This is a genomic window from Sulfuritalea hydrogenivorans sk43H (assembly GCF_000828635.1).
GTDB lineage: Bacteria > Pseudomonadota > Gammaproteobacteria > Burkholderiales > Rhodocyclaceae > Sulfuritalea > Sulfuritalea hydrogenivorans.
The window spans coordinates 1,212,977-1,238,960 of sequence record NZ_AP012547.1 but is presented as its reverse complement, the minus strand read 5'-3'; the positions used below and the strand labels follow the sequence as shown (position 1 = coordinate 1,238,960).

The 25,984-nt window shown below is 65.9% G+C and carries 24 protein-coding genes; 14 read left to right on the top strand and 10 right to left on the bottom strand.

The annotated features are described in order from the left end of the window. Positions 1–6 precede the first annotated feature (6 nt). From SUTH_RS05965 to SUTH_RS05955, 3 genes are read left to right on the top strand one after another with little or no spacing between them, the layout of a single operon-like run. The gene (locus SUTH_RS05965) at positions 7–690 is read left to right on the top strand and encodes a glutathione S-transferase family protein (RefSeq protein ID WP_041097841.1); all 684 of its coding nucleotides are present in this window, start codon (positions 7–9) and stop codon (positions 688–690) included. Beyond that, on the top strand, positions 687–2,030 hold the full coding sequence (trhP, locus tag SUTH_RS05960) for a prephenate-dependent tRNA uridine(34) hydroxylase TrhP (RefSeq protein WP_041097839.1): 1,344 nt from the start codon (positions 687–689) through the stop codon (positions 2,028–2,030). Before SUTH_RS05965 ends, trhP begins: the two co-directional genes overlap by 4 nt. Positions 2,031–2,038: 8 nt before the next feature. Next, positions 2,039–2,308 (top strand): biotin/lipoyl-containing protein, encoded by a 270-nt coding sequence (locus tag SUTH_RS05955; RefSeq protein ID WP_041097837.1) that lies wholly within the window; start codon positions 2,039–2,041, stop codon positions 2,306–2,308. On the opposite strand, the gene SUTH_RS18330 is transcribed toward SUTH_RS05955, so the two are convergent. Further along, positions 2,309–3,259, bottom strand: a complete 951-nt coding sequence (locus tag SUTH_RS18330) for a hypothetical protein (protein WP_052473317.1) — start codon at positions 3,257–3,259, stop codon at positions 2,309–2,311. Between the two features lie 111 nt (positions 3,260–3,370). On the opposite strand from SUTH_RS18330, the gene SUTH_RS05945 reads away from it, so the two are divergent. Genes SUTH_RS05945 through SUTH_RS05925 form a run of 5 tightly spaced genes read left to right on the top strand, consistent with a single transcriptional unit; the run spans position 3,371 to position 6,800 of the window. Further along, a complete protein-coding gene (locus tag SUTH_RS05945) occupies positions 3,371–3,613 on the top strand; it encodes a type II toxin-antitoxin system CcdA family antitoxin (RefSeq protein ID WP_041097835.1) in 243 nt (80 codons plus the stop codon). Further along, positions 3,613–3,927: a CcdB family protein gene (locus SUTH_RS05940; protein ID WP_041097833.1), complete on the top strand. Its 315-nt coding sequence runs from the start codon at positions 3,613–3,615 to the stop codon at positions 3,925–3,927. The genes SUTH_RS05945 and SUTH_RS05940 overlap by 1 nt, the downstream gene beginning before the upstream one ends. A gap of 16 nt (positions 3,928–3,943) precedes the next feature. Further along, positions 3,944–5,608 carry an energy-dependent translational throttle protein EttA gene (gene ettA / locus SUTH_RS05935; RefSeq protein WP_041097831.1) on the top strand — a complete coding sequence of 555 codons (1,665 nt, stop codon included), beginning with the start codon at positions 3,944–3,946 and terminating at the stop codon, positions 5,606–5,608. Positions 5,609–5,611: 3 nt separating this feature from the next. Then, positions 5,612–5,872: a hypothetical protein gene (locus SUTH_RS05930; protein WP_041097829.1), complete on the top strand. Its 261-nt coding sequence runs from the start codon at positions 5,612–5,614 to the stop codon at positions 5,870–5,872. 13 nt (positions 5,873–5,885) lie between these two features. Next, entirely contained in the window at positions 5,886–6,800 is a 915-nt protein-coding gene (locus SUTH_RS05925) for a DMT family transporter (RefSeq protein WP_084207274.1), read from the top strand. Here the strand turns inward: SUTH_RS05925 and petA are convergent. Further along, positions 6,745–7,290: a ubiquinol-cytochrome c reductase iron-sulfur subunit gene (gene petA, locus SUTH_RS05920; protein ID WP_041097827.1), complete on the bottom strand. Its 546-nt coding sequence runs from the start codon at positions 7,288–7,290 to the stop codon at positions 6,745–6,747. The two genes, SUTH_RS05925 and petA, sit on opposite strands and share 56 nt — an antisense overlap. A gap of 160 nt (positions 7,291–7,450) precedes the next feature. Here petA and SUTH_RS05915 point away from each other — a divergent pair, with 160 nt between their 5' ends. Then, positions 7,451–9,796, top strand: a complete 2,346-nt coding sequence (locus SUTH_RS05915) for a CHAT domain-containing protein (protein ID WP_041097825.1) — start codon at positions 7,451–7,453, stop codon at positions 9,794–9,796. 590 nt (positions 9,797–10,386) lie between these two features. Here SUTH_RS05915 and SUTH_RS18325 read toward each other — a convergent pair. Beyond that, on the bottom strand, positions 10,387–11,412 hold the full coding sequence (locus SUTH_RS18325; protein ID WP_052473315.1) for a hypothetical protein: 1,026 nt from the start codon (positions 11,410–11,412) through the stop codon (positions 10,387–10,389). A 386-nt stretch (positions 11,413–11,798) separates the two neighbouring features. Here SUTH_RS18325 and SUTH_RS05905 point away from each other — a divergent pair, with 386 nt between their 5' ends. Further along, complete coding sequence (locus SUTH_RS05905) at positions 11,799–12,227, top strand: hypothetical protein (RefSeq protein ID WP_148312862.1); 429 nt, start codon at positions 11,799–11,801, stop codon at positions 12,225–12,227. Between the two features lie 55 nt (positions 12,228–12,282). Here the strand turns inward: SUTH_RS05905 and SUTH_RS05900 are convergent, their stop codons facing one another. Together SUTH_RS05900 and SUTH_RS18320 are read right to left on the bottom strand one after the other, a co-directional pair. Then, a complete protein-coding gene (locus SUTH_RS05900; RefSeq protein WP_148312861.1) occupies positions 12,283–12,780 on the bottom strand; it encodes a hypothetical protein in 498 nt (165 codons plus the stop codon). A 6-nt stretch (positions 12,781–12,786) separates the two neighbouring features. Next, positions 12,787–15,081 (bottom strand): PAS domain-containing sensor histidine kinase, encoded by a 2,295-nt coding sequence (locus SUTH_RS18320; RefSeq protein ID WP_052473313.1) that lies wholly within the window; start codon positions 15,079–15,081, stop codon positions 12,787–12,789. Positions 15,082–15,154: 73 nt separating this feature from the next. Between SUTH_RS18320 and SUTH_RS05890 the strand changes: the two genes are divergently transcribed. Both SUTH_RS05890 and SUTH_RS05885 read left to right on the top strand, forming a co-directional pair. Continuing rightward, positions 15,155–17,077 carry a peptidase U32 family protein gene (locus SUTH_RS05890; RefSeq protein ID WP_041097819.1) on the top strand — a complete coding sequence of 641 codons (1,923 nt, stop codon included), beginning with the start codon at positions 15,155–15,157 and terminating at the stop codon, positions 17,075–17,077. Positions 17,078–17,102: 25 nt separating this feature from the next. Beyond that, positions 17,103–18,107 (top strand): tRNA dihydrouridine synthase, encoded by a 1,005-nt coding sequence (locus SUTH_RS05885; RefSeq protein ID WP_231851107.1) that lies wholly within the window; start codon positions 17,103–17,105, stop codon positions 18,105–18,107. Here SUTH_RS05885 and SUTH_RS05880 read toward each other — a convergent pair. The 5 genes from SUTH_RS05880 to SUTH_RS05860 are packed head-to-tail and all read right to left on the bottom strand — an operon-like array spanning position 18,050 to position 24,219. Next, positions 18,050–19,330: an erythromycin esterase family protein gene (locus SUTH_RS05880; RefSeq protein ID WP_052473310.1), complete on the bottom strand. Its 1,281-nt coding sequence runs from the start codon at positions 19,328–19,330 to the stop codon at positions 18,050–18,052. The genes SUTH_RS05885 and SUTH_RS05880 overlap by 58 nt on opposite strands. After that, positions 19,320–20,219 carry an alpha/beta fold hydrolase gene (locus SUTH_RS05875; RefSeq protein WP_041097814.1) on the bottom strand — a complete coding sequence of 300 codons (900 nt, stop codon included), beginning with the start codon at positions 20,217–20,219 and terminating at the stop codon, positions 19,320–19,322. The genes SUTH_RS05880 and SUTH_RS05875 overlap by 11 nt, the downstream gene beginning before the upstream one ends. Positions 20,220–20,222: 3 nt before the next feature. After that, positions 20,223–21,755, bottom strand: a complete 1,533-nt coding sequence (locus SUTH_RS05870) for a wax ester/triacylglycerol synthase family O-acyltransferase (RefSeq protein WP_041097812.1) — start codon at positions 21,753–21,755, stop codon at positions 20,223–20,225. Positions 21,756–21,779: 24 nt separating this feature from the next. Further along, complete coding sequence (locus tag SUTH_RS05865; RefSeq protein ID WP_193789301.1) at positions 21,780–22,625, bottom strand: esterase/lipase family protein; 846 nt, start codon at positions 22,623–22,625, stop codon at positions 21,780–21,782. A 1-nt stretch (position 22,626) separates the two neighbouring features. After that, the gene (locus SUTH_RS05860; RefSeq protein WP_084207272.1) at positions 22,627–24,219 is read right to left on the bottom strand and encodes a wax ester/triacylglycerol synthase family O-acyltransferase; all 1,593 of its coding nucleotides are present in this window, start codon (positions 24,217–24,219) and stop codon (positions 22,627–22,629) included. 96 nt (positions 24,220–24,315) lie between these two features. Between SUTH_RS05860 and SUTH_RS05855 the strand changes: the two genes are divergently transcribed. Continuing rightward, positions 24,316–25,068: a TetR/AcrR family transcriptional regulator gene (locus SUTH_RS05855; protein ID WP_148312860.1), complete on the top strand. Its 753-nt coding sequence runs from the start codon at positions 24,316–24,318 to the stop codon at positions 25,066–25,068. After that, entirely contained in the window at positions 25,065–25,904 is an 840-nt protein-coding gene (locus SUTH_RS05850) for an SDR family NAD(P)-dependent oxidoreductase (RefSeq protein ID WP_041097810.1), read from the top strand. Before SUTH_RS05855 ends, SUTH_RS05850 begins: the two co-directional genes overlap by 4 nt. Positions 25,905–25,984 lie beyond the last annotated feature (80 nt).

Below are 25,984 nucleotides of genomic sequence, written 5' to 3'. Positions count from 1 at the left end.
AGCCTCATGTACACACTGCACATCGCCAACAAGAACTACTCCTCGTGGTCGCTGCGGCCGTGGGTGTTGATGCGGGCGCTGGACATTCCTTTCGCGGAGCGCATGCATCCGCTGGGCGACAACAGCGGCAAGTTCACCAACTTCTCGCCCTCGGGCAAAGTGCCCTGCCTCGTCGACGGCGACACGGTGGTGTGGGATTCCCTGGCCATTGTCGAATACCTCGCCGAGCACCACGCCGGCATCTGGCCGACCGACGCCCAGGCGCGCGCCTGGGCGCGCTGCGCCGCCGCCGAGATGCATTCGGGCTTCGCCGCGCTGCGCAACCAGCATGGCATGAACGTCGGCGTCAGGCTGGCGGTGGCGCAGCGTTCGCCGCAGGTGCTGGCCGACATCGCGCGCATCGAAGACCTGTGGAACGCCGGCCTGGCGCGCTTCGGCGGGCCCTTCCTGGCCGGCAGGAAATTCACCGCCGTCGACGCCTTCTTCGCCCCCGTGGCCTACCGTTTCCGCACCTACGGCGTCCCGCTGCAGGGTGCCGCGGCGGGATATGTGCAAACCCTGATCGACCATCCGGCCATGCGCGAATGGGAAACGGCGGCGCTCGCCGAGGATTTCCGCGAAGCGCAGCACGAGGTGGATCTGCGGCAGGCCGGGACGATCACGGCCGACCTGCGCGTTCCCGCCAAGTGAAAACTCCCGAACTGCTGGCCCCGGCCGGCTCGCTGGCGATGGCGCGCACGGCGCTGGATTTCGGCGCCACGGCGATCTACGCCGGCCAGCCGCGCTACAGCCTGCGCGTGCGCAACAACGACTTCGGCACGCTGGAGAACCTCGCCCAAGGCATTGCGCTCACCCACGCGCGCGGCGGCAAGTTCTATCTCGTCAGCAACATCCTGCCGCACAACGCCAAACTCAAGACCTATCTCGACGACATGGCGCCGGTCATCGCGCTCAAGCCCGACGCACTGATCATGGCCGACCCCGGCCTGATGATGATGATCCTCGAGCGCTGGCCCGAAATGACTATCCACCTCTCGGTGCAGGCCAACACGGTGAACCACGCGGCGGTGAAGTTCTGGCGCAGCGTCGGCGTTTCGCGCGTGATCCTCTCGCGCGAACTCTCGCTCGACGAAGTCGCCGAGATCCGCCAGGAATGTCCCGACACGGAACTCGAAGTCTTCGTGCACGGCGCGCTGTGCATCGCCTACTCGGGCCGCTGCCTGCTCTCCGGCTACTTCAACCACCGCGATCCGAACCAGGGCAGTTGCACCAACTCCTGCCGTTGGGATTACAAGCTGCATGAGGGCAGCGAAGACGCCGCCGGCGATGTCGGCCTCACCACACCGCGCCCGCTCGCCGTGGCGCCAGCGCCGACTTTGGCTGGCGCCGCGAAGCCGAGCACCCTGCGCCGCCCCGGCGCCACCTGGCTGCTCGAAGAGAAGGAACGCCCCGGCGAATACATGCCGATCGAGGAAGACGAGCACGGCAGCTACATCCTCAACTCGAAAGACCTGCGCGCCATCGAGTACGTCGCCAAACTCACCGAGATCGGCGTCGATTCGCTGAAGATCGAAGGCCGCACCAAGTCGCCCTATTACGTCGCGCGCACCTGCCAGAGCTACCGGCAGGCCATCGACGACGCCGTCGCCGGGCGGCCCTTCGACGCGCAACTGGTCGGCCAGCTCGACGGCCTGGCCAATCGCGGCTACACCGCCGGGTTCTATGAGCGCCATCCGGACCGCGAGTACCAGAACTATTTGCGCGGCAGCTCCGAATCCAGCCGCAGCCTGTATGTCGGCGACGTGACCGGTTACGACGCCAATGGGCTCGCCGAAATCGCGGTGAAAAACCATTTCAGTGTCGGCGACCGCATCGAGATCATCCGCCCCGCCGGCAACTTCGATGTCGTCATCGAGGCCATGAAGAATCACGAGGGCGCGCCGGTCACCGTGGCCCCCGGCAGCGGCCATCGGGTGCGCATCGCCCTGCCGCCGGGCTGCGAGGGGGCTTTCGTCGCGCGCTTCGTTTAGGCGACCGCATGTCGAAACTCGTCGAAGTCCGCATCCCGATATACCCGGAGTGCTGGGAGACCTGCGGCAGCTGCGCCCAGGGCGACATCAGCGTCGAGGAAGTACTGGTCAAGCCGGGCGAGACCGTCCAGCGTGACGACAACGTCATCATCCTGGAAACCGGCAAGGTCGCGCTCGACATCCCCACGCCCTGCGCCGGGCGGGTCGTCGAAGTGTTCGTCGAAGCCGGCGATGAAGTCGCCGAGGGCGCGCTGATCCTGACGCTGGAAGCGGACTGATCAGATCAGCAGGTAGCGGTTCGCCTGCTCTTGCCGTTGCAGCGCGTCCCGCGCATCCTCCCGGCTGATCCGGGCCACCAGCACGATCCACTGCCGCCGGTCGCGCCCGACCAGTTCGGGGAAATTCAGGGTGTTGAAATTGCCGCCGCTTTGCGGCTCGCGCGAGATCACGCCCATGCGATCCACCGTCACCATGGTCGGCTTCAGGTACAGGCGCTCCCGCGGCGCTTCCAGCCATTCCATGAATGCCTGCAGCAAATGTTCCGGAGCCAGCGAGGCGACGGCCTGGCGCTGGCGCTCTTCCAGCACCTGCCGGCGTTCGCCGGGAACGGCACCGCTCGCCCGCTCCATGCTCCAGGCGGTGCGCGCATCCTGGCGTTCCTGGCGCAACTCGGCAACGCAGTGCGCAAAGCCCCGAACCAGGCCGTCGAAGGCCGCCGCCCGCAGACGCTGGCGCGTGACGGCGTGGTCGCCGCCGAGTTCGCCCAAGGTGTGGTCGGCAAAATAGAGCAGGCGCTGCGGTACGTCGCTTTGCACCACATCCCCATGCAGCGCCATGCCCATCGCGGTTTTCTCGCGCTGGCGCATGCCCAGCAGGGCGAAAAATTCATCCGCCTGGCACTCCCCCGGATCGGCCAGGAATTCGCGCAGTTCGCGACTCTTGCCCAGCATCTCGGCAATGCCATCCGGCCCGGCGAATATCGCGTGCACCAGAGGATCGCTGCCGAAGGCACGCGTGTTGATCTCGATCGGGCCGGGAATGGCGGTGGCCAGTTCTCCGCAGTAATCCAGCGCGCGGCCCACCACCGGCGCGAGCTTGCGCTCGTAGCCCGATACGGTTCTCAGCAGCGGATCGACCGTCTCGACCGCCCGCTCGATGGTCTGCCGCATCGCCGGATCGGGCGATGGCGCAGGCCCCAGCCAGCGGCCCAGGCCGGAAAGAATGCCCATCCAAAACTCTCCACCGAATTGCCTCGTTGCGTTTTACCATGAACCCATCACATCTTGACGCGCATTATCGATGCGCGTAATCTCTGCGCGTCGAATCCTTGGAGCACAGCCATGAGCGCCCATCCCAAGAAAGCCGCCAACCTCACCGTCCGCGCCGATCTGCTTGAAGAAGCCCGCGCGCGCAAGATCAACCTCTCGCAGACGCTCGAAGTCGCGCTTTCCGTCGAGCTGAAGAAGTGTCGCGAAACCGAGTGGCTGGAGCAGAACAAGGAGGCCATTGCCGCCTACGGGCGTTTCGTCGAGAAGCACGGCGTGTTCTCCGACCGCTTCCGCAACTTCATGCGTGAGGGTTGATGGCTCACCTCGACGTCTTTCGCAATCCGGATGCCACGACGGCAAGCGTCATCCCCTACGTAGTCGACGTCCAGAGCGAACTGCTCGCTGACCTGCCTACCCACGTCGTCATCCCCTTGGCCTATCCTGAAGCCATCGAGACCCCGATCCTGCGCCTCAACCCGAAAGTCGGCGTCGGCGACACGGCGTTGGTCGTATTGACACAGGACATGGCCTCGGTGTCAAACCGCCTGCTGCGACACCCCGTTGCCAACCTTTCCCCCCAGCGCGACGAGATCCTTGCCGCGCTGGATTTCCTTTTCACCGGTTTCTGACACAAACGAAAGCACCATGGCCCAATACGTCTTCACCATGAACCGCGTCGGCAAGATCGTGCCGCCGAAGCGCCAGATCCTCAAGGACATCTCCCTCAGCTTCTTCCCCGGCGCCAAGATCGGCCTGCTCGGCCTGAACGGCTCGGGCAAATCGACGGTGCTGCGCATCATGGCCGGCATCGACAAGGACATCATCGGCGAAGCGACGCCGATGCCGAATCTTTCCATCGGCTACCTGCCGCAGGAACCGCAGCTCGACCCGGCCAAGACCGTGCGCCAGGAAGTCGAATCCGGCATGGGCGAAGTCATGGAAGCCCAGGCCAAGCTCGAAGCCGTGTATGCGGCCTACGCCGAAGAGAATGCCGACTTCGACAAGCTGGCCGAGGAACAGGCACGGCTCGAAGCCATTATCGCCGCCTCGGGCGCCGACACCGAGCACCAGCTCGACCTCGCCGCCGACGCCCTGCGCCTGCCGGCGTGGGACGCTTCGATCAAGAACCTCTCCGGCGGCGAGAAAAGGCGCGTCGCGCTGTGCAAGCTGCTGCTCTCGCGCCCCGACATGCTGCTGCTGGACGAGCCGACCAACCACCTCGACGCCGAATCGGTGGAGTGGCTGGAGCAGTTCCTCACCCGCTTCCCCGGCACCGTGGTCGCCGTCACCCACGACCGCTACTTCCTCGACAATGCCGCCGAATGGATCCTCGAACTCGATCGCGGCCACGGCATCCCGTGGAAGGGAAATTATTCGTCATGGCTGGAGCAGAAAGAAGCACGGCTGGAGACCGAAGCCAAGCAGGTCGACGCGCACATGAAGGCCATGAAGCAGGAACTGGAATGGGTGCGCAGCAACCCCAAGGCGCGCCAGGCCAAGAGCAAGGCGCGCCTCGCGCGCTTCAACGAAATGTCGGAAACCGATTACCAGAAGCGCAACGAGACGCACGAACTCTTCATCCCCGTCGCCGATCGCCTCGGCGACAAGGTCATCGAGTTCCATGAGGTCAGCAAGGGCTTCGGCGACCGCCTCTTGATCGACAAGCTTTCCTTCACCGTGCCGCCCGGAGCGATAGTGGGCATCATCGGCCCCAACGGCGCCGGCAAATCGACCCTGTTCAAGATGCTGACCGGGCAGGACAAGCCGGACAGCGGCGAAATCGTCACCGGCCCGACGGTAAAGATTTCCTACGTCGACCAGAGCCGCGACTGCCTCGACGGCTCAAAGACAGTGTTCGACGAACTCGCCAACGGCGCCGACATCATCACCATCGGCAAGCAGGAAATCGCCAGCCGCGCCTACATCGGCCGCTTCAACTTCAAGGGCGGCGACCAGCAGAAGAACGTCGGCAACCTTTCCGGCGGCGAGCGCGGGCGGCTGCATCTGGCGAAGACGCTGATGGCCGGCGGCAACGTGCTGCTGCTCGACGAACCCTCGAACGACCTCGACGTCGAGACGCTGCGCGCACTCGAAGACGCACTGCTCGAATTCGCCGGCTGCGCCATGATCATCAGCCACGACCGCTGGTTCCTCGACCGCATCTGCACCCACATTTTGGCGTGCGAAGGCGAGTCGCAATGGAGCTTCTTCGCCGGCAACTACCACGAGTACGAGGAAGACAAGAAGAAGCGCCTCGGCGAGGAAGGTGCCAAGCCGAAGCGGATTCGCTACAAGCCGATCACGCGCTAGCCCATGCTCGATCCGAATACCGTTGCGCTCCTTGGCCAGCTGGGCATCGGTACCGACACCATCGAGTCCGCCCTCTCCGCCCTGCTCTTCCTCACCATCGTGACGGTGGCCGCCGCCATCCCCACGGCGATCCTGGCGAGGAAGAAGAAGCGCTCGGTCACCGGCTGGGTGATCCTCGCGCTGTCGATTCCGGTGCTGCCGCTGCTGACAATCTGGCTGCTGCCGACACTGCCGGCGAAGTTGCCAACAGATTCGACGAAATAGCCCGCCACCCCGCATGTCGAAGTTGCGCATCCTCGGGCTGGTGGCACTGGCGATGATCGCGTTTGCCGGCAATTCGCTGCTGTGCCGGCTCGCGCTCAAGCACACCGCGATCGACGCCGCAAGCTTCACCACGATCCGACTGCTCTCGGGCGCAGTAATGCTCTGGCTGGTGGTGCGCATGCGCGGCGGCGCCCGCGCCGGCGCCGGCAACTGGCTGTCGGCGCTGGCCTTGTTCGCCTATGCCGCGGGCTTCTCCTACGCCTACCTCAGCCTTTCGGCGGCCAGCGGTGCGCTGCTGCTGTTCGGCGCCGTGCAGGCCACCATGATCGGCCACGGGCTGTGGCTGGGCGAGCGCCTGCGCTGGCCGCAACTCGTCGGCCTGTTGCTGGCTTTCGGCGGCCTCGTCGGCCTGCTGCTGCCCGGCCTTTCGGCGCCGCCCTTGCAAGGCGCGGCACTGATGCTCGGCGCCGGCGTGGCCTGGGGAATCTATTCGCTGCGTGGACGGGGTGCCGGTGATGCCACGCGCGTCACGGCCGGCAATTTCCTGCGCGCCGTGCCCATCGCCGCGACCTTGAGCCTGCTGATGCTGGGCGGCACCACGCTGGACAGTGCCGGCCTGCTCTACGCGATTGCTTCGGGAGCACTGGCCTCGGGGCTCGGCTATTCGATCTGGTACACCGCCCTGCCCGCGCTGAAGGCCACCAACGCGGCGACCGTCCAGCTCAGTGTCCCGGTGATCGCCGCCCTGGGCGGCGTGGTGCTCCTCGGCGAAGCCATCACCCTGCGCCTGGCACTGGCGTCGCTGGCCATCCTCGGCGGCATCGCGCTGGTGATCCTCGAGAAACAGGCTGCGAGCAGCAGCCGCAGCGATCCTAGGCCTCGCCGATCACCACGCGGCTGTCGCCCTCCAGCCGGTACTCGGGAATAACGAGATTGGCCGGCGCCGGACCCATGCGGAACACCCGCCCGGCCAGATCGAACTTCGAGGTGTGGCAGGGGCAAAGAAATTCGCCGCGATTGCCGGCGCCGCTGCGCAAGGCTGGCGGGCAGCCTTGGTGCGTGCACTGGCCGATGGCGACGAACAACTCCGGGCGCAGCGAACGATGCGCGTTGCGGCAGGCCGCCGGCTGCAGCGAATGCTCGGAAGCGGGATCGGTCAGTTCGCTCTCGTAACCCGCGAGCGCCGCGATGTCGTCGGCACTGCGGCGCAGCAGCCACACCGAACGGCCGTGCCAATCCACCGTGCGCAGCCTGCCCGGCGGCAGATCGCCGAAATCCACCGGCAGGGGATTGCCCGCCGGCGGCTGCGGCCGCGACGTCAGGTAATTCGCCACGCCCAACCCGGCCCCAAGAACGCAGAGGCCACCCACCATGTACAGGCGGCGGCGATCAACACCGACATTGCGGTCTTTGCTCATGAGCGCTTCTCGAAGGCATGGACGAGTTGACAGCATACCGCGTGCAAAGCTTCTGCCGCATCCCGAAAGTCGGCGCCGGCGGTACGGCGATTTCGGGACCTTGCTTGCCCCTTGCCGGTTGGCTATCCTGAAACGATAAGGTCTTCATTCAGGACACATCATGTCGCGCACGCTGCTCGGATACGCAGGGCTGGCCACCCTCCTCTTCTGCCTTCCCGCCAGCGCCCAGAACAAGGGCGAGGACGCGATGTACCTCGATTCCGCCGGGCGCTATGCCGACCTGGTGCGGCTCACCGAGAAACAGCTCGCCGGCGGCGTCGAGGCCACGACCAGCCACCTCGGCTGGCTCTGCATCGCCTACACGCGGGTCAAGCAATACTCGAAGGCGCTCGACTGCGCCGAGAAGCTCGATGCGCGCATCGCCAAAGGCGACCGGGTGATGACGGGACACTATGTGATCGACTGGGACACCGATGCCCGCCCCATCCCCGGCATGGTGCGATCGGAGGTCTACACCGAGCTGGCGCAGTATGCCGAAGCCATCAAGGCGGGCGAACAAGCGGTGGCTTTTGCCAGCGACGACAAAGGCACGTCGACATCCGTGTGGACGCCACAGCGCTACCAGGCCACGGTGCTGGGCACGATGGTGCTGGCAGCCAGGCTCGTCGGTGACGAAGAGCAGGCGCTGGGCTACCTGGCGAAACTGGAAGCGGTGCGCATCCCGTTCTTTGGCGGGCCCACGATTTCCGCCTACAAGGACAACGCCCTGGCGCGCGCCTACATGTCGATGGGCAAGTACGACAAGGCGCTGGAGCGGCTCGGCGAACGCGCCGGCCTGGCTTTCGCCGGCGCCATCACCAATGTATTCAGCCCGTTCGCGGGACGCGGCGACGACGTCATGGCCACATCCGAAATACCGCGCCAGCTGATGCGCGGCAAGGCCCTGTCGGAAACAGGCAAGACCACCGAGGCCAAGACGGAACTCGAAAAGATTCTCGCCCATCCGCGCGCCAGGGAACTGGGCGACCTGTACTGGCTGGCGCTCTACGAACGTGCGCGCCTCGCCGAAAAAGACCAGGACAACGCGAAGGCCGCCGAGCTGTATGTCAAAGCCATCGACGTCATCGAACAACAACGCTCCACCATCAACACCGAAGCGAGCAAGATCGGCTTCGTCGGCGACAAGCAGGCGGTGTATGGAAGGCTGATCGCGGTGCTGATCGAACAGGGCCGTGCCAATGAGGCCTTCGATTACGTCGAGCGCTCCAAGTCGCGGGCGCTGGTCGACATGCTGGCCGCGAAGAAGGACTTCGCCGCGCAGGATTCCGCGCAGGCCGCGCTGGTGCTGGCCCAGCTGGATGCCGCCGACCTCAACGCCCGCATCCAGGAGGGCGGCGCCGCCCCCGAGGCCAGGACCAGCGGCGTGCGCAACCTGCAGGTCGCGCGCGAAGCGTTGCAATCGGCCGCTCCCGAGCTGTCCACGCTGGTCACGGTCAGTTCGGTGCCTTCCGATGAGCTCAAGGCGCTGGTCGGTCCCGACGAAACCCTGGTCGAGTACTACTACCAGGGCAACGAGTTGTACGCCTTCCTGCTCGACCGCGAACGACTGCTGGCGGTGAAGCTCGACGCGACGGAGCTTTCGGCTCAGGTGCAGACCCTGCGCAAGACCCTCGAAGCGACCGAGTCGGCAGCCTGGCAGGAACCTGCCCGCGCCCTCTACACCCGTCTGTGGCAGCCGCTGGAGAAGCTCGTCACCAGCAGGAACCTCATCGTCGTTGCCCACGGTGCCCTGCACTACCTGCCCTTCGCCGCCTTGCAGGATGGCGAGGGCAAGTTCCTGCTCGACCGCTACAGCCTGCGCTTCCTGCCCAGCGCCTCGGTGCTGAAGTTCCTGCGCCCGGTGCTGCAACAGAAGGACACGCGCCTGCTGGCGCTGGGCAATCCCGATCTCGACGATGCCCGGCTCGACCTGGCCTTTGCCGAGGGCGAGGCTAAGCTGGTGGCGTCGCTCTATCCGAGCTCGCGGGTGCTGTTGCGCAAGGATGCGTCGGAGAGCAATTTCAAGAAGGCCGGGGCGGTCTTCTCGCGCATCCATTTCGCCAGCCACGGCAAGTTCCAGGCGGATGAGCCGCTCAAGTCGGGGTTGTATCTCGCCAAGGACGCGGACAACGACGGCATCCTCACCGTGGGCGAGTTGTACTCGATGAATCTGGAGGCCGATCTGGTGACGCTATCGGCCTGCGAGACGGGCCTGGGCAAGATCGCCAGCGGCGACGACGTGGTGGGCCTGACGCGCGGCTTCCTCTATGCCGGCAGCCGCTCGATCGTGGCGAGTTTGTGGAGCGTGGATGACAAGGCGACCGCCACGCTGATGCAGGCTTTCCATGCCAACCTCGCCTCGATGAACAAGCGCGAGGCGCTGCGTCAGGCGCAGGTCAAGGCCCGCGAGGCGTTTCCGCATCCGTTTTTCTGGGCGGCGTTTCAACTGACGGGGCGGGCGGAGTAGAAGCCTGCGGCGCCCCTGACCATCGACGTTCCACCCCAACACCGCGCAGACGCGAAGAGATGTATTCGTGCATACAAATAGTTTGACCCATCGCTTATTTGTACATGCGCTCTGATACCTGGATCGCCGGCTGCATGTACTGTGTTTTACCGAGACCGACACAGGCATCCGGGTAATCAGCTTTCGCAAGGCGAATACAAGAGAGGCAATTCGATATGGCAAACCGCATGCTGCTGTGCGGTGATCGACGTCACCTCACTACCCTCGAACTTGCAAACGCGGTGATCGCCATGCGTCGGATTGCTCCAGAGGCGGCCATTTTCGCCACGCGCGGCAATGGGATAAAGGCGGTCCGACTGGCGATGATGTCTCATGTCTTTTCACCACATGGAAAACCGGGAGTCATGAAACGGCGTAAGTTTGGACTCTGTGGATTATTCCCACTGGTTCCCGACTCCACGCCGTCCCGCCATCCGCTACGGCGAGGAGAGCGTTTATTGCTCGACCGCCTTGTAGCGCAGTTGCTTCATCAGCGCCGACTTTTTGAACAGGCGTTGCGCGCGAAACGTATCGCGCAACGCCCGCATCCATCACACCGTCTTGTCGGTTACCGGTGTTGTACTGACGTCGATCTGCCGCACCACGCCCGCACCGCCGGTCTCGCCCAGCCAGACGCTGCTGGAGTGCATCTGGCCGACCTGCTCGCCGTGCTCCTTCAGTGCAAACGGCGTCTCGGCGGCGAGAGTGGCCAGCGCGCCGATGCCGGCCGCTTCGAGCCGCTGCACGAGCTGCCGATCCTCTTCCATTCCCTGCCACAGCCGCAAGTCGGCGAAGGCCGGATCGGCGCTGTCGATCCAGCCGTTGCGGTCGCTGTCGAGGCGCGCAAGTTCGGCGAAGCCGTTGCCGCTTTCGGGGCCGAAGAGTTCGCTGCCGTTGTCGGCGCGGCCGTTGTGGTTGCGGTCGAGGAACAGGAAGGCCGAGCCGGCGGCGGGCAGCCGCATCTGCTCCAGCGTGCCGTCGTTGTCGAGGTCGAAGTCGACCCGGGTGTCGGACAGCGCGGCGCGCGGCGCGGTACGGTCGACCACCAGCGGATCGATCAGGGTGCGGCTGATGGTGCGGCTCACTTCTTCGCTGCGTTCGAGCGTGTAGCCGACGTCGAATTGCCGCGTGCTGCCGTCGGCGAGGCAAACTTTGCCGCTGGCGGCAAACTCGCAGCGCTCGGTTTCGCTCACCCGCTCGGTCTGCGTGATCTGCCAGCGCGGCCGCGGCAGATCGAGCACCGCCGCGGCCTGATCGCGCGGCACGGTGTCGCCGGCAATCGCCAGGGCCGACGCGGCGATCGAACGGGTGTCGGATTTCGATCCGAACAGGGCGGCGAGCATGGTTTCGACCATGTCGTGGATGCGCTCGGCGGCGCTGCCGCAGGGCTTGAGCTGGATCGGGGCGCATTCGTCGAGGCGCGCCGCCATCAGCTTGTTGAGTTCCTGTTCAAAGAGGCCGCCGAAGATCTTTCCCTCGCCGGGGCCGCGAATGCGTTCCAGCGTCGTCTCCCTGAACGAGGTCTTTTCGAGGGCGTGTTGGCTCCCCAGCGTGAGCTGGCTGTCCGTGATGTGCATGACGAGTCCTTTCCTTACCGTATGAGGAAACCAACTCAATGCATGGAACATGCCCGGAAAACCGGCCCACTTTTCCGGATCGCATGATCCGCCGTCAGAAGCAGCGCCAGTGAGGCCAGCCATTGGTGTAAGAGACATTTGACTTTCCGGGTGGAGCGAACAGCCATGCGAATCGAAAAGCGAAATGTCCCTGACTCCTGAAAACCGCGAGGCCTTCCCGCATCTCTTCTTCTGGGCGGCATTTCAATTGAAGGGATGGGCGGAGTAGCGGGCGCGGTCTGGCGGCATGTCCAAAAAATTGATCGACATCAAAGACAAGCGTCCAATTAAAATTAGGATGCCCCCATTCCGATATGTCATGTAACTATCTTGGAGGAGGAATGACCATGAGCGCACGAAAGTGGATGGCGGCATTGGCTCTTGCCTGCTCTGGGCCGACAATGGCACAGGGCAATCTCGGCGAGTTGCTGGATATGGGCGCAAAGCAGATTCAAAAGGACGAACTGGTGTCGCTGCTTTCCGGCCTGACCATGTCCGGAGAAAGCTTTACCAACCAGGGAGGCACCATTCGCTTCGGCTACAAGGCCGATGGCACGGTTTCCGGCGGGCTCCGTACCGCTGACGGGCGCGAGTTCCCAAGCACCGGCACGTGGAAAGTGGACGATTCCGGAAAATTTTGTCGCGAAATGATCAGAGCCAACGGAGCGCGCTGGGGGGACTGCCGGTATTTCTTCAAGCTTTCCGACGCTTACTATGCAGCCGAAACGAACGATCGCGGAACCAAGATAGAAAAGCGCGTGTTCGAGAAAAAATAGCTCCGTTACCTTTGGCGGCAGCTGGCCTCTGCCGGCCCCACGACTCGCTCCCCGTTCACAGACAGCGCCAGTGGGGCCAGCCAGCGGTTGGTGGTAAGCAGTTCATGAAGGGATTCTGGCCGGGAAACCACTGCATCGGAATCTGTGCGCGGCAGTGCCTGAGCTCTTGCTCGATGCGGTCGAGGCAGAGCTTTTCGCGGCGCTCCACGTCGGCGGCCATGTCGTCGAAGATGTGCGTGCGTTCGCTGGCGACCATGTGGTCGAGCACCGCAAGCGGCACCCCATCCCGCGCCAGGTCGACGATCTGGCTGGCGGACAGCCGATAGCGCGAGCCCGATGCCGTGATGCGGCCGATGAGTTCCTCGGCGGGAATGCCCAGACGGGACAGCGCCACGATCTGCTGCAGAGGCATCGCCGCCGCCGGCTGCGGCAGGCTGGCCTCGAGTTGCTCGGCACCGAGGCGTTCGATTTTCGGCGGCGCGACAGGCGTATCGGCGCAGCTCGTCAGGATCAGGGCCAGCACGAGGACAAGCGACGGGCAAGGGCGGAGCATGATTGTTCAGAGCCGGGGCACGGCGCGATCGACTTCCCGCTGGTGAAGCTTCACCAGGTGCCCGAGTTTGGCGATCAGCTCCTCGTAAGCGACCGGCTTGGCTATGAAATCATCCATGCCGGCCTCGCGCGCGCGCTCCCGGTCTTCGACGAATGCGCTCGCGGTGACGGCCATGACCGGCATCCGCGGACTGCCTGATTCCGACTCCCAAGCCCGGATGCGGCGCGTTGCCTCCAGACCGTCCATCTCCGGCATGTGGCAATCCATCAGGATAATGTCCGGCTGCACGTTCGCCGTGCTGCCCTCCGCAATACCGAGCGCTTCGAGCGCCTCCCGCCCGTTGCCGGCCACGACGGTCACGCAGCCGGCCTTGTCGAGCAGGGCCCGGATCACAACCTGATTCGTCGGATTGTCTTCCACCAGCAGCACGTGCGTCGTCGCCACGGTGTCGCCCGGGTTCAGCGAATGGGGACCGTATCGCTCCTGATGTCGTCGTTCGCCGCCATCGGCCACCTGTTCCATGCGCGCGGTGAACCAGAACCGGGACCCAGCGCCAGACACGCTTTCGACCCCGACGACGCCGCCCATTTGTTCGGCGAGGCTGCGCACGATGGACAGGCCGAGGCCGGTGCCGCCGTATTTTCGGGTGTGCGAGGCGTCAAGCTGCGAGAACGGCTGGAACAGCGAGTTGCGCTTTTCCTCCGCGATGCCGATGCCGGTGTCGCGCACCGAGAACTCGATCATCACGCTGCCGAAACTCTCGCCGGCCGGATTGTCCAGCGGACGCACGTCGACGCTCACCGTCCCGGACGGCGTGAACTTGACGGCGTTGCTGACGAGGTTGCCGAGCATCTGGCGCAAGCGTGCGGGATCGCCAAGGTAATGCGCGTTCTTTGGCCCATGCCATTTCCCCTCCAGCGCCAGCCCTTGCTTCTCGGCGTTGGCCGCGAACAGCGACAGCGTTTCCATCAACAGGGCATCGGGATCGACAGTCGTCCGCATCAACTCCATCTTGCCGGCCTCGATTTTCGACAGATCAAGGATGTCATTGAGCAGCGTCAGCAAGGTCTGCCCCGAGGCAAGCACCGTCCGCGCGTAGTCCCGGCTTTCACTTTCTGCCAGCCCGGGCATCAGGAGCAGTTGCGCCATGCCCATGATGCCGTTCAGCGGCGTGCGGATTTCGTGCGACATGGTGGCCAGAAACTGGCTCTTGGCCACGTTCGCGGCCTCCGCCTGGCGGGTGCGCTCTTCGAGCATGCGATTGGTGGCTTCCAGGCGCTGCTGGCTCTGGTGCAGTTCGGTGATGTCCCAGCCGACGGTAAAGAAACCCCTCACCTTGCCGTCGGCGACATCCGGCAGATAGCGCATCCATCCGTGCCAGAAAACTCCATCGGGGCTGGTCCCGCTCATGGGAAAGGAACTCGCCTCGCCGGCAAGCGCCCGCCGCACGAAGGGCCGGTTGTTTTCGACCACGGCGGGCGGCATCACGTCTTCGTAGCGGGCCCCGATCATTTGTTCCGGATTCAGCCCCAGATAACGCGCGTATCCGGCGTTGGCAAACTCGCAGCGCAGTTCGCTGGTCCAATAGCCGATGGTGCCGGGAATGGCTTCGGTCACGGTGCGGATGACCTTCGTCTGGCGTTCGCGCGCGGCGCGCGCCCGCTCCATATCGGCCATCGAAGCATGCAGTTGCGCCAGCGTGTCCTGCTGCCGCTGCAGCGTATCGTGAAACAGCTTGCCGTAGCGGGAGATCAGCCAGCCACTGGCCCCGTACAGAACGATGAAATTGGCAAAGCGCATGATCGGCGCCGTCACCGGAGGCTGCGGGGTATGGATGCCGAACCACTGATACAGTTCGGCGGCATACAGAACGCAAACGGTGGCTATCGAAAACACGGTCGTCAGCTTTGCTTCGCGCGGACCGTAAATCAGCCCCGACAAAAGAATCACCAGGGTCAGCACCGTCAGGCTCTGGGCATGTATGCCGATGTGCAGGCTCAATGGAAAAGCCAGCGCGAAACTCACCGCCATCAACGTGGTGATCGCAAAAGCCAGCCCCAGCCGCTTGGCGAAGCGGACGGCGGCCCACGCCGCCAGCAGGACCACGCCCGCCGTCAATGGCGCCGCCACGCGCAGAACGGTCGCTGCAAGCGACTCGTCGCGGTACGTGGTCAGCAGGCTGGCGATGCCTGTTCCGATGCCTATCAGGCCGGTAACCAGGGCAAAGCTGGCAAGAATGGTCGAATTGAGCTGCGTCTGTTCCGCGGAGTGGCCGGCGGCGTTGGCAAATAGGCGTTTCATCCGGGAAGTTTAGCGCAAGCCGCCATGGCACCTCTGCCGGACCTCTGGCCGCGGTCCGGTAAAATTGGCGTCCATGTCTTCCCTTCTGGAACTGCTCGCCCCCGCCAAGAATGCCGACTTCGGCATCGAGGCGATCACGCACGGCGCCGACGCCGTATATATCGGCGGGCCGGCCTTCGGCGCGCGGGCCAATGCCGGCAACGGCATCGCCGACATCGAACGGCTGGCGGCCCACGCGCGCCGCTTTCACGCCAAGGTGTTCGTCACGCTCAACACCATCCTGCGCGACGACGAGCTGGAAGAAGCGCGGCGCCTGGCCTGGCAGTTTTATGAGGCCGGCGCCGATGCGCTGATCGTGCAGGACATGGGCCTGCTCGAACTCGACCTGCCGCCGATCCAGCTGCATGCCAGCACGCAGACCGACATCCGCACGCCGGAGAAGGCGCGCTTCCTGCAGGACGTCGGCTTCTCGCAGATCGTTCTGGCGCGCGAGCTGACGCTGCAGGAAATCGCGAAGATCGACGAGGGGCTGAGAGTCGGCGCTGACGGTACGCCGGCAACGCTCGAATTCTTCGTCCACGGTGCGCTCTGCGTGGCCTACAGCGGCCAGTGCTACATCAGCCACGCCCACACCGGGCGCAGCGCCAATCGCGGCGAATGCTCGCAGGCCTGCCGCCTGCCCTACACGCTGGAAGACGAGGCCGGCCGCATCGTCGCCCACGACAAGCACCTGCTGTCGATGAAGGACAACGACCAGAGCGCCAACCTGCGCGCGCTGATCGAGGCCGGCATCCGCTCCTTCAAGATCGAGGGGCGGCTGAAGGACCTTTCCTACGTCAAGAACATCACGGCGCACTACCGCACCCTGCTCGACGAATTTCTCAACGCTTCGCCCGGCTACCGGCGCGCCTCGTCGGGACGTTGCAGCTATACCTTCACGCCGCGCCCGGAGAAGACCTTCAACCGCGGCGCGACGGATTACTTCGTCAATGAGCGCAAGCCCGACATCGGCGCCTTCGATACGCCGAAGTTTTCCGGCGAGCTGATCGGCGAGGTGAGCCGCATCGGGCCGGACTGGTTCGAGGCCGAAACCAGCGCGCCGCTGCACAACGGCGACGGCCTCAGCTATTACGACAGCCATCGCGAACTGGTCGGCCTGCGCGTCAACCGCGCCGATGGCGCGCGCCTGTTCCCCAACGAGATGCCGGACGATCTCGCCGTCGGCACCGAGCTCTACCGCAACCGCGACCAGGAATTCGAACGCGCGCTGGAAAAAAAATCCGCCGAGCGGCGCATCGGCCTGCACCTGCAATTGAGCGAGACGCCGGACGGCTTCGCGCTGACGCTGACCGATGAAGATGGCATCACCGCGAGCGCCGCCCTGCCCCACGCCCATGAGGTATCGAAGAACGCCGATCGTGCGCTTGCCGGCCTGCGCGAGAACCTCGGCAAGCTGGGCAGCACGATTTTCGCGGCGAAGGAAATTTCACTCGATCTCTCGCAGCCCTGGTTCCTCCCGGCCTCGGCGGTGAACGGCCTGCGCCGCGACGCGATTGCCGCGCTCGAAGCAGCGCGCGCCGCCGCCTGCGAGCGCCTGCCGCGAAGAATCGCCGTTGGCTGCCCGCAAAGCGGAATCCCAGCCACGCAAGGCGGAGCCGCGCCGACTTATCCGGAAAACGAGCTTTCCTATCTCGCCAACGTGCTCAACAGCGCGGCGCGCGCCTTCTACGCAAAGCACGGCGTGTCGGTGATCGCCGAAGCCTACGAGACCGACAGCGAAAAGGGCGAGGTCTCGCTGATGATCACGCGCCACTGCCTGCGCTACAGCTACAACCTCTGCCCCAAGGAAGTGAAAGGCCTCCGCCCCGACCCGATGACGCTGGTCAATGGCAAGGAAAAACTCACCCTGCGCTTCGACTGCAAGAAGTGCGAAATGCACGTCATCGGCAAGCTGAAGAAGGGCCGGCAGATCAGCATCACGCCCGTCGCGCATTGAATCTGCGAAATCTGCGGAAAATAGCTTGAATCGAATCATTCTCGCCCCGATGGAGGGCCTCGCCGATGACGTGCTGCGCGCCGTGCTGACCTCGGCCGGCGGCTACGACTGGTGCGTCACCGAGTTCGTCCGCGTCAGTACCACGCTGCTGCCGCACTCTTTGTACACGCGCCTTTCGCCCGAGCTGATGAACGGCTCACGCACTTCCGGCGGCACCCCGGTGCGCATCCAGCTGCTGGGCTCTGACCCGGACTTGCTGGCGCGGAACGCCGCGCATCTGGCGCTGCTGAAACCCGCCGGCATCGACCTGAATTTCGGCTGCCCGACGCCGCTGGTGAATCGCAATCGCGGCGGCGCGGCGCTGCTCGACCGACCGGAACTTCTACGGCAAATTGCCGCCGCCGTGCGCGCCGCCGTGCCGGCGGAAATCCCGGTCACCGCCAAGATGCGCCTCGGCATCGAGGACACCGACCGCGCGCTGGACTGCGCGCTGGCGCTGGAGGCCGGCGGCGTGCAGGAACTGGCGGTGCATGCCCGCACCAGGGCCGACGGCTACCGGCCGCTGGTGCGCTGGGAGTGGGTGGCGCGCATCCGCGAGGCGGTGACGCTGCCGATCATCGCCAACGGCGAGGTGTGGAACCTCGCCGACTACCGCAACATTTGCGCCGCCACCGGCTGCAGCGACGTCATGCTCGGTCGCGGCGCGGTGGCCGATCCCTTGCTGGCGCGGCGCATCCGTGCCGGCGAGGAAGAGCACGCGACGGACGCCGACTGGGAAGAGCTGCGGGGCATGATCGCCGAGTTCTGGGCGCGCGTGCAGGCCAAGCTCACGCCAACACAGTCGCCGGGCCGTCTCAAGCAATGGCTGGGCATGATGCAACGCAGCTATCCGCAGGCGGAGAAGCTGTACCGCGAAATACGCGAAGCGCGCCGTGCGCCCGAAATCAGCGCGGCGCTGGCGCGCCGAGGCCTCTATCGCGCCGGCGCGGAACGGCCCAGCGAATCGAGTGCCGTCGTCGCGTCGATGTGAATCACGGCATCGAACTGCCCCGACAACGCAGCGTTGAAATAGTGGTCGCGGCGTTCGCTGCCGGGCAGGTAGAGGACGCCGACCGCCCGCTCCGGACGGCTGGCAGCGTACTCCGCAGCCAGCGCCGGATTGCCGCGAAACACCAGCAGCACCGCGGGCGGCGCGTCGCGATGCAGGACACCGTGCCAGCTTTCGGGAATCGCTGGACGCAGCGGCCGGACGCGGTCGCGCGCGCCCCACGCGGGTGCCGCGCGTACCGTGCCGCGATGCGTGGAGAAGCCGACCAGCACCGCGGCATCGCCATGGCGCTCGCGCATCAGCTGGCCGATGCTCAGTTCGCCGCCGCGCGCCTGCGCCGTGGCGCGGGCATCGCCCTGGTGCAGGTTGTGGCCCCAGACCACCATGCGACCTTGCGGCCCCATGCGCTCCAGCAAGCGGTCGAGGGTACCGGCCATGTGGCGCTCGCGCAGGTTCCACGAGCCGATGCTCTCGCCGCGGTACAGCGCCCGGTAGTAGCCCTCGGCGGCGGCCACGGTGCGCGCGCTCTGGCCGGCCATGAAATCGTCCTCGCCGGCGACGGGCCCGGCTTCCAGTTCCACGGCTTGTTCCTGCGCGCCGACGGCGCAGGAGGGCGCGCGACCGACCGCGACGTCGCGGCCGTAGAACGAGGGCTCGTCGTAGTCGTCGAAGCAGCGATAGCGCTGACGCGCTTTGGCGGCCGCGGCAACGGAGCGGCGCGCGACATGGCGCACGACGGCATCGGCGGATTCGGGCAGGCTGTAAAGGTCCATGCCGTAAAGCCGCACCGGGTCGTCGCGGTGCGCGGGCGTCCGATTGAGCGCGCGCAGCGCCTCGACCAGATCGCGTAATTCGGAATTGCGTGACGGCCAGTCGGGAAAGCGCGTGAAGCCCGCGAGCGCGGCCGTGGCGTCGGCATCGCCGGACTCGCCACGGACGTAGGCGTCGACGCGGCGAACCATCTCCCACGGCGCCTCCAGCACCAGCGCGCGATAGCCCTGCTCCGCGATCAGGCGCCGCGTGATGCGCGTCCGCTCGCGATAAAACTCGCGACTGCCGTGGGTGGCCTCGCCAAGCATGACCACGCGGGCCTTGGCCGTCAGTGCCAGCAGGGCGTCGTAGTCGTGCCCGCCGCCGGTCAATGGCTGGGCGGCCAGCGCGCCCGCCCACAGGGCCGTGGCCAGCCCCGCCAGCCTACGCAGCATTCGGCGCGGCGACGCGGCGATCGCAGTGATCGGCAATCGCTTGCGCCAGACGCGGCATCAGGGCCTCGGGGAAATCGTGGCCCATGCCCTCGATGATTTGCAGCGAGGCGCCGGGAATGTTCTGCGCCGTGTCGCGGCCGGCGGCCAGCGGTACCAGCGGATCGTCGGCGCCGTGGATCACCAGGGTCGGCGCGGCGATGGTGCGCAGCAGCTTGCGCCGGTCGCCCGAGGCGATGATGGCCAGCAACTGGCGCGCCACGCCTGCCGGGTCATAGGCGCGGCGCACGCTCTTGCCGATGCGGCTGCGCAGTTCCTCGCGCGTCGAAGGGTAGCCGGGGCTGCCGATCACGCCGAACATTTCGACCAGATGCTCGATCACCGACTCGGGGTCCTTGGGATTGGCCGGCCGCGCCAACAGTACCTTGCGCGCGGGCCTGGTCGGCTTCGAGACCTTGCGGTTGCCCGAGGTGGACATGATCGAGGTGAGGCTCAGCACCCGCCGCGGGAATTTCGCCGCCAGCACCTGCGCGATCATGCCGCCCATCGAAGCACCGACGATGTGCGCGCGCGCAATGCCGAGTTTGTCCATCAGGCCGATGGTGTCGCCGGCCATGTCGTCCAGCGTGTAGGGCGCGCGCACCGGCAGGCCGAGCGCCGACGCGGCCATGGCCAGCAGCAGGTTGGCGCGCTTCTTCCCCGGCGCCCGCCCGGACAGGCCGCAATCACGATTGTCGAAGCGCACCACGCGGTAGCCGCGCGCCACCAGCGCCTGGCAGAAGGAATCGGGCCAGGCCATCAGTTGCATGCCGAGGCCCATGATGAGCACGATGGAGGGATGCGACGGATCGCCGAGCGATTCGTATTCGAGGTGCAGCGGCGCGTCGCTCATCGCTCAGTGCGCAGCGACGCGGGCGACGGGCTTGCGGCGCGGGGGCTTCGGCGTGGCGACCGCGGCGAGGCGAGCGGCCTTTCCAGCCGGAGCACGTGCCTTGCGTCGCGCCGCCGGCCGCGCCAGCGCCAGGTATTCCTGGAAGCTGTCGCGCAGGCACTGGGCGAAGACTTGCGGATCGGGCAGCTGCTCGTAGCAGGCGGTGAATGAAATGATCATCATGTCGTTGTAGCTGGTGACCGAAAACACCAGGCCCATGCCGTCGGAAATCGGCATGATCGCCGACAGGTAGGTCAGGCGCGCGCCCTGCAGGTACAGCGGCACCTGCGGTCCGGGCACATTGGCGATGGCGCAGTTGGCCAGCGGCACCCAGTCGCCGAGCAGGGCCGAGGCGGAACGCAGCATCTTGCTGGTGGCGGCGATCGCGGCCGACGGTGCATGTTCGGCGAGGTCGACCAGTTCGCGTGCGCTGACGGCCCGCGCCACGATGTCCGACGAGGAGCTGGTGGCCTGGATCGCAACCAGGCGATCGACCGGGTCGGCAATATCGGTGCCGAGTTCCAGGCGCACCCAGGAAAAGCTCGGTTGTCCCTCCTCGGCGCCTTCCTTGCCATCCCTTGCGCGCACGGCAATCGGCGTCGCCGCGACCAGGCTGTCGTCCGGCAACTCGGCCTGCTGGTCGAGATAGCGCCGCAAGCCGCCGGCGCATACGGCGAGCACCGCGTCATTGACCGTGGCGCCGGGCGCCAAACGACGAATGGCCTTGAAATCCTTCAACGCAAAGCGGCGCGTTTCGAACACGCGATGCGGCGACACTTCGGTATTGAAGCGCGTCATGGGGAACTCGTGCGGCCGGCCAAGAAATTCGCCGACGAAGGTGCGCGTCGCGGACTTCAGCGTGCTCCAGCTGCGCGCCAGCGGCTGCGCCATGCGCAAGGGAAAGGTGGCGACGTTGAAACCGGCGCGCACCAGCAGGTTCACGCTGCCCGGCGCATCCTCGGGAAACCACGGCTCGGGCGGCGCGGGCGGCGGCGAATCGGGCGAGATGTCATGCAGCAGCGCGGTGATTTCGTTGTGGTGCTCGACATCGATCGCGGCGTGATGGATCTTCAGCAGCACGGCGAAGCTGCCCACCGGCAGGTCGAGGAAGCTGTCCAGCCCTTCGATCACGTACATTTCCCACAGCGGGCGCTGCAGGTCGAGCGGGCGGGCGTGAATGCGCGCGGCCTGGATGCAGAACTGCCGCCAGTCGCCGGGCTTGGGCAGCGCGATGTGGCGCACGTGGTATTCGATGTCGAAGTTCTCGTCCTCGATCCAGTACGGATAGTCGATGTCCAGCGGCACGCGCAGGATCTTCTGGCGGAAGATCGGCATGCGGCCGAGGCGGCTCTCGACATGCGCCAGGATCTGCTTGAAGCGCACCATGCCGCCGCGCGCGGTCGACTGGTCGTAGATGTGCAGCAGCGTGACGTTCGAATTGGCGTGAGCGCTGTCCGAGTAGATGTAGGCGGCATCGTGTTCGCTGAGTTGTCGCATGCGGTTCCTTCGCGAGTTTCTGGTTCAGGCGACGCGGGAAGCCGCGTCGACCTGCACCGGGCCGGCAGTCATGTGCCACACGCGCTTGAGCAGGCCCTGCGGCTGGAACGGCTGCCAGGCACCTTCCGGCTGCGCCAGGCGGTCGGCGACGATGGCCAGCACGATGCCGTTGAAGCCCAGGCCGAGATGGCTGCCCGGCACCTGGATGTTTTCGTGGAAGGCGGGATCGCCGTCGATGGTGGCCTCCTGCGGCGGCACCACGCCGTCGCCCAGCGAGTAGAGGCAACTGGTCGGCACCAGCAGGCGGCGCTGCTCGCGCAGCGTCTTGGCGCGCGGCTGCATGACATGCGCCGCGGCGCCGAGGCGATGCGAGATCAGCCGGTAGAGCGCCTTCACGGCGGGCGGCGACTGGCTGCCGGCGGCGTCGACGCTGACCGGGCTGCCCAGCGTGATGATCGAGCGCACGCATTCGAGCGTGCTTTCGGCGCCATAGAGCGAAAACACGCCGCCCAGGCTCCAGCCGACCAGGCTGACCTTGCGTCCGGTGACGTGGTGCAGGTAGCGGATTTTCTGCGGCAGCGCGCTGGCGTGCTTGCTGCGAAAGCCGAGGTTGCGACCCAGGCCCCAGGTGTGCACCTCGTAGCCCTTGCGCTGCAGGAACAGTTTCAGTGCGATCAGCGATTTTTCGTCGGCCATGAAACCGGGCAACAGCAGCACCGGATGGCCGTCACCTTGCGGCGCCTGCATCAAGAGCGGCAGCGAGGCGGGCAGCAGCGCCATTTCGAGCAGGGCGCGCGGCTCCAGAATCGAGTTCAGGGCGTGCGGTTTGCCGGTGTGGGCGTGGCGGACGACGGTGCGGCGACGCGGCATGTCAGGCTCCGGCTACCGGTTTGCGCACGGCCGGCCGGCTTTTGCCCGCTTGGGCCTGCGCTTGGGTCCGCGCTTGGGCCCGCTTTTCCGCTGGTTCCACCGTTGCGATTTTGCGCGGCGCTCTTGCCGGTTTCTGCATGCGCTGTTTCAGCTCCTCAAAGGCATCGAGAAAGTCGTCCGCCAGTTCGCGCGCATCGGGCACCGCGTTGCGGGCGACGACAAATCCGAGGCATAAATTGCCAGCATAGCTCATCAGGGTGATATTGAGACCGACGCCGTGCTCGACAATGGACAAGGGCCAGTAGCCGGTCATGCGCAGGCCATTCACATAAAGCGGAACCGGCGGCCCCGGCACGTTGGACACCAGCACGTTGGCCAGCACCGGCAGGGTCTCGACGACGCCGCGGCGACCGTACAGCGAGGCCAGCGCACCGACCAGCCAGGGCACCCCGATCAGCGGAAAATCTGTCGGTATCACCGATTTGGCCTGCCGCGCCACCGCCTTGGTGGCCCCGGCCGAATCGCGGATCGCCCGCAGGCGCTTCTGCGGATCGGCGACATTGCTCGCCAGATTGACCAGGCTCAGCGTGGCCTGGGTGCGCATTTCGGTGTTGCCCTGTTCGCGCAGCGAGATCGGCATCGAAGCGATCAGCGGCTTGCGCGGAATGGTCGCGTTGCGCTTGAGGTAGCGGCGCAGCGTGCCGCTGCACAGCGCCAGCACGACGTCATTGACCGTCGCCTCGTTGGCGGCGGCGATGGCCTTGAGTTCGGCGCGCGACACCGTCGCCGTGGCGAAACCGCGTTCGGGCGTGATCGTGACGTTGAAGGCGGTGCGCGGACCGAAGGAAACGCTGCGCTTCAATTCGCCGAAATCCGCCGCATGCTCGCTTCCCGCCTTGCCGCGCGCGCGGCCGGAGGAGCTCCTGACGATGCCGGCCAGGGTACGCACCACGCCGGGCAACTCGCGCACCAGCTTGACGTACTGTGCGGCATCGTGGCGAAACGCCGCGGCGGCCAGCGCCAGCGTGCCCGGCTTGGTGGCGGCTTTGGCGGCGGCTGCCTGGCCCGAACGGCGCTTCGGCACCGGCGCGGCGTCCGGCGTGGTGTCGAACAGCGCGCCGGCCAGCGCGACGCCGGCCTGGCCGTCGAGCATGGCGTGGTGAATCTTGAAGTAGTAGGCCTTCTCGCCGCTGGCCAGGCCCTCCAGCACATACAGCATCCACAGCGGATGCGAACGGTCGAGCAGTTCCGCGTGCAGGTCGGCCACCACGGCTTCGAGTTGCGCCCAGGTACCCGGCTTCGGCAGGCGCACGCGGCGGATGTGCCGGTCGAGATCAACCTCGCCTTGCAGCCAGACCGGATTGGCCAGATGCAGCGGCAGGGAGGCCAGGCGACGACGCAGCACCGGCACCATGCGGCTCTCCATCATGTGCCGCACCGCCTTGTAAAAATCGCCCTGGTAGCCGGCGGGCACCTCGAACAGATGCAGCGAACCGACATGCATCGGCGTCGCCGCGGTTTCCAGATTGAGGAAAGCGCCGTCGACACCGCTGAGGGTTTCGATCCCTGATTCCTTTGGGTTCTTCCTGCTCATGTCATTGCCTCCGAGACTGCCCAGTATCCGCCCAAGATCGCTTCGCCACATGGTGCTACCAGCGGGTAGAATAGTTTCTACCACCCAGTATAATCCGTGCCTGATCCCCTTCCCCGCCACATCGCAAACCAGTTGCCGCCCCTGCCCATGCCCGCCATCCGCAATGCCGTCAAAGCCGCCCCCCTCGCCGCCGGCAGGCCCGCCGAAACGCAGGCCTGCATCGACAAGCGCGAACGCATCCTGGCGGTGGCCGAGGACCTGTTCTATCGACACGGCTTTGCCGGCACCACGGTGGACATGATCTGTGCGGAACTCGGCGTGACGAAGCCTTACGTTTATTACTATTTCCAGGACAAGCACGAGATCGTCGAGACCATCGCGTGGCGCGCTTCGGTCGCCTGCCTGTCGACCATGAAGTTTCCCGCCGACGACGAGCGACCGGCGCATGTCAAGCTGGCCGAAGGCTTGCAGCGCTGGGTGGCGGCCTGCGTCGAGCATTTTCGCGGCAGCACGCTGGCGTTTCGCGTCACGGCCTCGCTGCGTCCCGAATTCCGCGCCGAATTGCGCACGCTGGCCAACGACTTCTATGCCGATCTCGGCGCGCTGATGGAAGAAGGCCGCCGCCAGGGCACGCTGTCCTTCGAGGACACCTCCGTCACCGTGATGTCGATGGGCGGCGTGGTCGGCTTCATGTACACCTGGTACCGCCCCGACGGCCGCCTGCCGCCCGACGATCTGGTCAAGCGGCTGACGGCCACCCTGTTCAAGATGATCGGCCTGCGCCCGTCGTCCGTATCGCCAAAGCCGCGCACTCCCGCACGCAATCACCCACCGAGGACCCGCAAATGAAGCAATTCAACGGCCGCACCGCGGTCATTACCGGCGCCGCCAGCGGCATCGGCCTCGAACTGGCGCGCCGCGCCGCCGCCGAGGGCATGAACCTGGTGCTGGCCGACATCGAATACGCCCGCCTCGAAGAGGCAGCGGCGACGCTCGGCCTGCCGGCAGAACGCCTGCTGCTGCAACGCACCGACGTCAGCCGAGAAGCCGAAATCGCCGCGCTGGCCGATGCCGCCTTCGCCCGCTTCGGCGGCGTGCATCTGCTGTGCAACAACGCCGGCGTCGGCTTGACGCGCGTCACCTGGGAACACACCACCGCCGACTGGAACTGGGTGCTGGGCGTAGACCTGTTCAGCGTGATCCACGGCGTGCAGCATTTCGTGCCGCGCATGCTGAAGCAGGCCGAAGGCGGACACGTGGTGAACACCGCCTCCGCCGCCGGCCTCACCTCCACCCCCGGCATGGCCGCCTACAACGTGGCCAAGCACGGCGTGGTAACGCTCTCCGAGACCATGTACCACGAGTTGCAGGCCGCCAAGGCGACCGTCGGCGTCTCGGTGCTGTGCCCGGCCTGGGTGCCTACCGGCATCCACCAGTCCGCCCGCAACCGGCAGCAGGAGTTCGGCCAGCCCAAGCCCGCCGACGGCCTCTCCGCCGCCTATGAGGAACGCATGGGCCAGGCCGTCAAGTCGGGGCGCCTGACCGCCGCCGACATGGCCGACGAGGTATTCGCCGCGGTTCAGGAAGGCCGCTTCTACGTGATCCCGCACCGCAAGCTCAACAACGCCATCCAGCTGCGCATGGAAGACATCATGAACTTGCGCAATCCGACGCCGCTCTCATAAACCCATTTTCCGCAGATGACGCAGATTTTCACAGATAAATGCCGGTGATTCATCCGGTTGGAGATGGTTCCCGGCAAACC

Excerpts from the sequence above, each read along its gene's own strand:
- SUTH_RS05965 (WP_041097841.1), top strand. The coding sequence starts at position 7 with ATGTACACACTGCACATCGCCAACAAGAACTACTCCTCGTGGTCGCTG.
- SUTH_RS05940 (WP_041097833.1), top strand. The coding sequence starts at position 3,613 with ATGGCTCACCTCGACGTCTTTCGCAATCCGGATGCCACGACGGCAAGC.
- SUTH_RS05915 (WP_041097825.1), top strand. The coding sequence starts at position 7,451 with ATGTCGCGCACGCTGCTCGGATACGCAGGGCTGGCCACCCTCCTCTTC.
- petA (WP_041097827.1), bottom strand. The coding sequence starts at position 7,290 with ATGAGCAAAGACCGCAATGTCGGTGTTGATCGCCGCCGCCTGTACATG.
- SUTH_RS05875 (WP_041097814.1), bottom strand. The coding sequence starts at position 20,219 with ATGAGCGACGCGCCGCTGCACCTCGAATACGAATCGCTCGGCGATCCG.
- ettA (WP_041097831.1), top strand. The coding sequence starts at position 3,944 with ATGGCCCAATACGTCTTCACCATGAACCGCGTCGGCAAGATCGTGCCG.
- SUTH_RS05865 (WP_193789301.1), bottom strand. The coding sequence starts at position 22,625 with ATGCCGCGTCGCCGCACCGTCGTCCGCCACGCCCACACCGGCAAACCG.
- SUTH_RS05945 (WP_041097835.1), top strand. The coding sequence starts at position 3,371 with ATGAGCGCCCATCCCAAGAAAGCCGCCAACCTCACCGTCCGCGCCGAT.
- SUTH_RS05955 (WP_041097837.1), top strand. The coding sequence starts at position 2,039 with ATGTCGAAACTCGTCGAAGTCCGCATCCCGATATACCCGGAGTGCTGG.
- SUTH_RS05890 (WP_041097819.1), top strand. The coding sequence starts at position 15,155 with ATGTCTTCCCTTCTGGAACTGCTCGCCCCCGCCAAGAATGCCGACTTC.
- SUTH_RS05925 (WP_084207274.1), top strand. The coding sequence starts at position 5,886 with ATGTCGAAGTTGCGCATCCTCGGGCTGGTGGCACTGGCGATGATCGCG.
- SUTH_RS18325 (WP_052473315.1), bottom strand. The coding sequence starts at position 11,412 with ATGCACATCACGGACAGCCAGCTCACGCTGGGGAGCCAACACGCCCTC.
- SUTH_RS18330 (WP_052473317.1), bottom strand. The coding sequence starts at position 3,259 with ATGGGCATTCTTTCCGGCCTGGGCCGCTGGCTGGGGCCTGCGCCATCG.
- SUTH_RS05905 (WP_148312862.1), top strand. The coding sequence starts at position 11,799 with ATGAGCGCACGAAAGTGGATGGCGGCATTGGCTCTTGCCTGCTCTGGG.
- SUTH_RS05870 (WP_041097812.1), bottom strand. The coding sequence starts at position 21,755 with ATGCGACAACTCAGCGAACACGATGCCGCCTACATCTACTCGGACAGC.
- SUTH_RS05850 (WP_041097810.1), top strand. The coding sequence starts at position 25,065 with ATGAAGCAATTCAACGGCCGCACCGCGGTCATTACCGGCGCCGCCAGC.
- SUTH_RS18320 (WP_052473313.1), bottom strand. The coding sequence starts at position 15,081 with ATGAAACGCCTATTTGCCAACGCCGCCGGCCACTCCGCGGAACAGACG.
- SUTH_RS05930 (WP_041097829.1), top strand. The coding sequence starts at position 5,612 with ATGCTCGATCCGAATACCGTTGCGCTCCTTGGCCAGCTGGGCATCGGT.
- SUTH_RS05900 (WP_148312861.1), bottom strand. The coding sequence starts at position 12,780 with ATGCTCCGCCCTTGCCCGTCGCTTGTCCTCGTGCTGGCCCTGATCCTG.
- SUTH_RS05880 (WP_052473310.1), bottom strand. The coding sequence starts at position 19,330 with ATGCTGCGTAGGCTGGCGGGGCTGGCCACGGCCCTGTGGGCGGGCGCG.
- SUTH_RS05860 (WP_084207272.1), bottom strand. The coding sequence starts at position 24,219 with ATGAGCAGGAAGAACCCAAAGGAATCAGGGATCGAAACCCTCAGCGGT.